1 protein-coding gene is annotated in these 387 nt (G+C 60.2%); it reads right to left on the bottom strand.

Annotation, left to right across the window (positions count from 1 at the left end; genetic code table 11):
• The coding region (dcd, locus tag JWG88_RS21510) for a dCTP deaminase (RefSeq protein WP_205235866.1) at positions 1-387 on the bottom strand (387 nt) is incomplete at both ends.

Below are 387 nucleotides of genomic sequence, written 5' to 3'. Positions count from 1 at the left end.
CCGATCAACATGCCGGGACGCAGAGCCAGCGGCAGTTTACCTGAATTGTAGAACTCCAGCACGATACGGCCCTGCCAGCCAGGATCGATGCGGTGCGCCGTAACGTGTACCATCAACCCAAGTCGCGCCCGCGATGAACGGCCATCCAGCCAGCCGACCAGATCGTCAGGCAGCGTCACGGACTCCAGCGTCACCGCCAGCGCCAGCTCTCCCGGATGGAGGAAAAAGGCTTCGCCATCAGGCAATACGATCTCATCGCTCATTACCCGATCCAGTGCCGCGCTCACTTCCTGTTTCGGGCCGCTCAAATCGATAAAGGCCGCGGTATGACCGCTGAAGGTGCGGAACTGATTACCCAGACGCACATCGACGGTGGCTCCGTTAATG

The sequence above is a fragment of the Desulfopila inferna genome, from assembly GCF_016919005.1.
GTDB classification, from domain to species: Bacteria; Desulfobacterota; Desulfobulbia; order Desulfobulbales; family Desulfocapsaceae; genus Desulfopila_A; species Desulfopila_A inferna.
Note: the sequence above shows the minus strand (reverse complement) of the source record. Positions and strands in the feature narration are given on the sequence as shown.